This is a genomic window from Polaribacter sp. (genome assembly GCF_965656025.1).
Lineage (GTDB): Bacteria > Bacteroidota > Bacteroidia > Flavobacteriales > Flavobacteriaceae > Polaribacter.
Genome location: NZ_CBFHJT010000008.1, coordinates 1 through 5,793 on the forward strand (window position 1 = coordinate 1; position 5,793 = coordinate 5,793).

The 5,793-nt window shown below is 29.6% G+C and carries 7 protein-coding genes and 1 pseudogene; 1 reads left to right on the forward strand and 7 read right to left on the reverse strand.

Going from position 1 to position 5,793, the window contains the following annotated elements; all coding sequences use genetic code 11:
* Positions 1–314, forward strand: a pseudogene (locus ACTG3S_RS02500) (TonB-dependent receptor); the annotation flags it as partial.
* 38 nt (positions 315–352) lie between these two features.
* Here the strand turns inward: ACTG3S_RS02500 and ACTG3S_RS02505 are convergent.
* The 7 genes from ACTG3S_RS02505 to ACTG3S_RS02535 all read right to left on the reverse strand — a co-directional run.
* Complete coding sequence (locus ACTG3S_RS02505) at positions 353–934, reverse strand: methyltransferase domain-containing protein (RefSeq protein ID WP_439127801.1); 582 nt, start codon at positions 932–934, stop codon at positions 353–355.
* Between the two features lie 71 nt (positions 935–1,005).
* Positions 1,006–1,302: a thioredoxin gene (trxA, locus tag ACTG3S_RS02510; RefSeq protein ID WP_439127802.1), complete on the reverse strand. Its 297-nt coding sequence runs from the start codon at positions 1,300–1,302 to the stop codon at positions 1,006–1,008.
* A 9-nt stretch (positions 1,303–1,311) separates the two neighbouring features.
* Positions 1,312–2,316 (reverse strand): c-type heme family protein, encoded by a 1,005-nt coding sequence (locus ACTG3S_RS02515; RefSeq protein WP_439127803.1) that lies wholly within the window; start codon positions 2,314–2,316, stop codon positions 1,312–1,314.
* Positions 2,317–2,366: 50 nt separating this feature from the next.
* Entirely contained in the window at positions 2,367–2,999 is a 633-nt protein-coding gene (locus ACTG3S_RS02520) for a Crp/Fnr family transcriptional regulator (protein WP_439127804.1), read from the reverse strand.
* Positions 3,000–3,105: 106 nt separating this feature from the next.
* The gene (locus ACTG3S_RS02525) at positions 3,106–3,240 is read right to left on the reverse strand and encodes a hypothetical protein (protein WP_439127805.1); all 135 of its coding nucleotides are present in this window, start codon (positions 3,238–3,240) and stop codon (positions 3,106–3,108) included.
* Positions 3,241–3,306: 66 nt separating this feature from the next.
* Positions 3,307–4,650: a TolC family protein gene (locus ACTG3S_RS02530; RefSeq protein WP_439127806.1), complete on the reverse strand. Its 1,344-nt coding sequence runs from the start codon at positions 4,648–4,650 to the stop codon at positions 3,307–3,309.
* Positions 4,651–4,660: 10 nt separating this feature from the next.
* Positions 4,661–5,793: efflux RND transporter permease subunit (locus tag ACTG3S_RS02535; protein ID WP_439127807.1), on the reverse strand; the 1,133-nt coding region annotated here is incomplete at its 5' end.

A 5,793-nucleotide genomic window follows, 5' to 3' on the forward strand; every position in this document is an offset into this window, starting at 1 on the left:
TTAATGCACGATTAATTTTAGGAACAAATAAAGAAAAATACTGGGCAAATGTGCAGTATAACATTACTAGTTCTCAAAATGAAATTGCACCAAGTTTTGGAGAAACAAGCACAGAGGGTTACCAAACTGTTGATGTTCGTTTTGGCTTTAAACCTTTTAAAAATGCAAATTTAGGTTTTGCTGCTATTAATGTTTTTGATAAAACGTATAATAATCATTTAAACTTTAGTTTTACCAATCAAGCTGATTTTGGAAGGATTCCAATTACAGAACCTGGTAGAAATATAACTGCTTTTTTTCAGTATAGTTTTTAAAAAATACAATAAAAAAGAGAGCTTGTGAGCTCTCTTTTTTATTGTATTTGAATTTTAACAAATAACTCCATACCTTTTCTATTTTGGAAAGAATTGTAACAAGGTGTCATTTGAACGTTTTTAAAATAAGGTTGAAAATAGTTGAGATATTCTTCTTTGTTGCCACCAAAAGGTGGATGATCTTCATTTAAAATAGCATCAAAAAGTACACCTACTAACTTTCCTTGTGGTTTTAAAATGAAGTGTATTTTTTCTGCATATTTTGGTCTTAACTCAAGATTAATTGCACAAAAAAAAGTCTGCTCAATAATCAAATCAAATTGTTCCTCTAATTCAAAAAAATCCTGATAAATTAACTGAGATTCAGGAAAATGGGGAACTCTTACTTTTATGTTTTGTAAAGGTTGTTTTGCAATGTCTATTACATACACATTTTTAAATCCCTTGTTAAAAAGATACTCAGCTTCATAAGAGTTTCCGCCACCGGGAATCAAAATTTTGAGTTCCTTATGCTGTAACTGATCAAAATAAGCTTTTAAAGGTGGAGAAACTTCCCCCAAATCCCAACCAATCTTGTTTGTTTTGTATTTATTATTCCAAAAATCTGCTGATAATTCCATTTTACTAAAATATATATTTTTAAAAAAACCCTTGATTTCTCAAGTGCTTTTCGATCAACTATTATAAAAAATCAACTAAAACTACTTATAATACGAACTAATTCATTTTTTTGTACCACTCCAGATTTTCTCCAAACTTGTTTGCCTTCTTTATATATTATTAATGTGGGTACACCTCTAACTTGATATTTTGCAGCAATGGCTTGATTTTTATCAACATCAATTTTAAGAATTGCAACTTTATCTTGCAGTGTGTCTTTAACTTCTTTTAAAATAGGACTCATCATTTTACAAGGCCCACACCATTCTGCAAAAAAATCTACTAAAACGGGTTTATCTTGGTTTATTATTTCTGAAAATTTGCTCATGCCTAAGAACTATTTTTTATTAAATGAAACATTCCAAATTCCACGAACTTGGTTAATATCGTAACCCAAAGCTTTATCTTTTGGGTATAATTTTTTTAATGCTGAGAGTGTATTTTCTGTAACTTGAGATTTAGGTGCACCATGGCATTGTAAACACATACTGTTTGTTTTTATAGGATAATACACATTTACATTATTTGAAGACTCTATAACTATGGGTTCTGAATCTTTGTTTGCTGCAACATCATTTTTAAATGAATTAATTATTTTTAGCTCTTCTAAATTGGCTTTATGTTTTGGATTTCTAGGTTTATCTGAAACTCTTTTAATGCTTGCATTGTGGTAAACAGACATGCTATCTGTTAGAGGATATGCTTTTACATTACAAAATTTTAATGCTGCTAAAGTACCTTCTTTTTGTATTTTACCCATTAAATTTTTACCTAACACAGCTTTTGTAGAAAGTGCATATTGTAGACCTCTTTCTGAATAAGGTAAATCTTTTAAATTTCTACCCATTTTATGTTGTTGCTTTCCTTTCATTTTTCCATTTCCTTTTCCATGTCCCTTTCCTTTTTCTTCATTAAAATGAGACTCAAACCATGTTGGTTTTTCAATTTCATGATCAAACATGTATTCAGCAATTTTTTTTATATCATCTTCTAAAAAAGCTTGTTTTGGCATTACCCCAAACCTTTTAACTGCACCTCTCATTTTTGTTGCTTCTTTGGTTGGATTTTTCACAAAATTTTGTAGAGAAGTTATAAATTCTTCTTTGGTGGTTTCTGAAGAAATATAATGTTTCTTAATAGCTATCATTGGCGGTGCAATTCTATCATCATGCGAAGCAGAAGGGCTATGACAAACATAACATTTGTTTTCCATAAGTTTTTTACCCTCATGAGGTTGTGTTTTCTTTATAACCTCGTTATTCTTTTTTGAGTAAGAGGGCCTATTCGAATCTTTACAGCTAAAAAATACTGTAAGCCCTAAAAGTAATGTAAGTGCTTTCATCTTTTTTTTACAAAAATAAGATGTAGTTTTCTTTTTTACAGTAACCTATGTTACAGTTCTAAAATTTTTATGCTATTTCTAAAAAGCTGAATTTTTTGTTCGTTTTCTAGTTTTTTTAACAATCTAGAAATTACAACTCTAGAGGTATGTAAATCTTCTGAAATTTGTTTGTGAGTAACTTGTAGAACATCATTATGGGTAACCATAGCTTTGTCTTTTAAGTACTTAAATAAGCGTTCATCCATTTTAAAAAAAGCAATAGTATCTACAGCTTGCAAGAGCTCTTCTACTCTATTGTGATAGCTTTGCAATATAAAAGATTGCCATGTTTTATAGGAAGTTAACCACTCTGCCATTTTTTCTTTAGGCAATAAAATTAAAGAAACATCTGTTTCGGCCACAGCTCTAATTTTACTTTTAGTTTGTCCCATACAGCAAGATAATGTCATGGCACAAGTGTCTCCTTTTTCTAAATAATACAATACAAGCTCTTCTCCTTTTTCGTCTTCTCTGAGTATTTTTATGGCACCAGATATTAATAGTGGCATCGATTTTATGTAGTCTCCTAATTCTATAATTGTACTATCTGCTTTAAAGTTTTTGGTAATACCTATTTTACTTATATCTTCTAATAATTCTTTTTCGAATAGATAACCAAAGTTAGTAACTATATCTGTATGCATCTTACCACTATTTTTAAAGTATAAATATAGATAAAAGTAACTTAATGATATCAAAAAACAAAAAAAACCAAGCTTACACTTGGGTTTAAAATACTAAACAAAATTATTATTTTGATGGTTTCTTGTCGCTATTGATTAACAAGAATATTGCTGCAACTAAACCAACTACAACCAATGCAAAAACACCAATCATAATGGTACCATTTGTCCAAGAAACTAAAGGTAGATTTAAAAATTTCATCTTTTATAATTTATTTGGTAAAATTAAATTGAATGACTTTTTTAAACTATGATAAATATCAGTTTCTTAAAAACTTACATTTAAAATATCTCCACTAAGTTGTAAAAGTTGTAATTCAATTAATTTGGCATCAAATTTTGCGTTGTTATAGGCTGTTTTTGCATTAATCAAATTAATTTGAGCTTGTCTAAATTCTATAGAACTTACTTGGCCTAATTTAAAGCGCTCTTGTGTTCTATCAAAATTATTTTGTGTGGTTAATACGTTTTGTTCTTGTGCTTTTAATATAAAAAGTTGATTGTTATAATTTTCCCAAGTATTTTTTAACGTATTTTTAATAGTAACTTTTTGTTGTTCTAGTAAAATTTCTTGGTTTTCTAAGGCAATTTTAGCGTTGGCAACTCGTGTTTTTGTGGTTCCACCGTCAAAAATATTCCAAGATAAAGTTACACCTGCATTTAATCCATCTGAAGTTATTAAACGCGCCCCAAAAGGGTTTACCAAGTTTTCGTTTTCTGTTCTGTTGAACCCATAAGAAGCATTAAAGTTTAACGATGGAAAATAGTTTGCTCTGTTTACTTTGATGTTAAACTCGCTAATAGCAATATTTTTTTCGTTTTGTTTTAACAAACTATTGTTTGCCATTGTTTTTTGTTCTAGCTCGTCTAAGACCAACATTTTATTAAAATCGACTTCAGTTTCTACTATATAATTTACATCTTTTTCTACTCCTAAAACTACGTTTAAACCTCTTTTTGCGTTACTTAATTGTTGTTGCGCAGTAATTAAAGATATACTATCGTTATTTACATCTACTTCTGCATTTAACATTTCTAGTTTTGTAGATTGCCCATAATCATATTGATATTTTGCTCTTTTCAATCGCTTTTTAGAAATGTCTAAAGCTTCGTTTAAATTATTGGTATTTTCTGATAATCGTGCAATTTGAAAATACAAAGTAAACAATTGTAAGTAGGTGTTTTCTATGGTTTCTCTGGCTTGTAATGCCGTTAAATTATAAGTCTCTTTCAATTGTTTGTAGTTGTATTTTCTACCCAAACCATCAAAAATGGTATAATTTAAAGCTACAGATGCGTTGTAATTTTTTGTGATAACTCCATTACCAACTCTTTCAGAATCGTTACCTGTTTGTGGGTCTGTAAAAACAATTTTTTGATTATTTGTTCTATAATCTGCACCAGAATTTAAGGTAGCTGTTGGTAAATATCTTGTATTTAAAATACTCGTATTATTTTTAGCAACTTCTAGATTGTTATTGGCAATTTTAATTCCGAAATTTTTTTCTAAAGCAATTTCTAATGCTTCTTTTTTGGTTAAAATTTCTTGAGAAAATGCTTGTGAAGTCGATAAGAAAACGACACAAAGAATGATTATTTTATTTAGTTTCATTGTCTTTTTTTTAAGCATCTATTTGCAAATTTTCTTCTTTTGATGTTGAGATTTGTTCTTGCTCGTTCTCGTCATATTTAGATTCTATAATAGCTCTTTCTACCTCTTCTTTGGTAATTTCGTTTCCGGTTTTTAACCATTTTATATTTACCTTAATTTTGTTAGATGCAGCCAACATCATTGGTAACATCACCAAGGTTAAAACTGTTGCTATAGCAATACCGTATGCAATAGAAATTGCCATTGGTATTAAAAATTGTGCTTGCCTACTTTTTTCGAAAATTAAAGGCGCTAAACCTGCAATGGTAGTTAAAGAGGTTAAGAAAATAGCTCTAAAACGAGATTGCCCCGCTTTTAAAAGAGCTTCATCATACTTAAAACCTTCTTTTAAGTAACTGTTGAATTTACCAATTAAAACCAAACCATCGTTTACCATAATACCTATTAAAGCAATAATCCCTAAAAAGGATAAAATACCAATGGAGAAATTATGAATGTAATGCCCCCAAATAACACCAATCATGCTAAAAGGTATCATAATTATTAGTAAAATTGGTTGGCTGTAAGAACGGAATGTAAACGCAATTACAATGTAAATTAGTAACAAAATAATTGGTCCAACTAAATTTACAGAATCTGTTGTTTTTTTAGCCTCTCTATTTTGCCCTTCATACAAAGGTGAAACGGTTGGGTATTTAGACAGAATTTCTGGCATAATATTGTTTTTAATATTATCTAAAATTTCTGTTTCACTAGTTTCTAAATCTTTTAAATCTGCTGTAATTTGTATTTCTCTTTTTCCTTCTAAGTGATTGATTGCAATGTCTCCTCTTTCAATTATGTAAGTTGCAATTTCAGAAAACGGAACTCTGGTGCCATTGGGAGTTACAATACGCATATCGTCTAAATCATTTATAGAAGATCTGTCTTTTTTATCATAACGCACCCATACTTTAATTTCGTCTTGACCTCGCTGAAAACGCTGTGCTTGAAAACCAAAAAAACCAGCACGTACTTGAGCCATAATAGATTGTAAATTCAGCCCTAACAGATAAGCATTGTCTTTTAACTTTACTCGCACTTCTTTAATTCCTGCAGGATCGTTATCTGTTACGTCTTTTAGTAACGGGTTGTTTTCTAAAA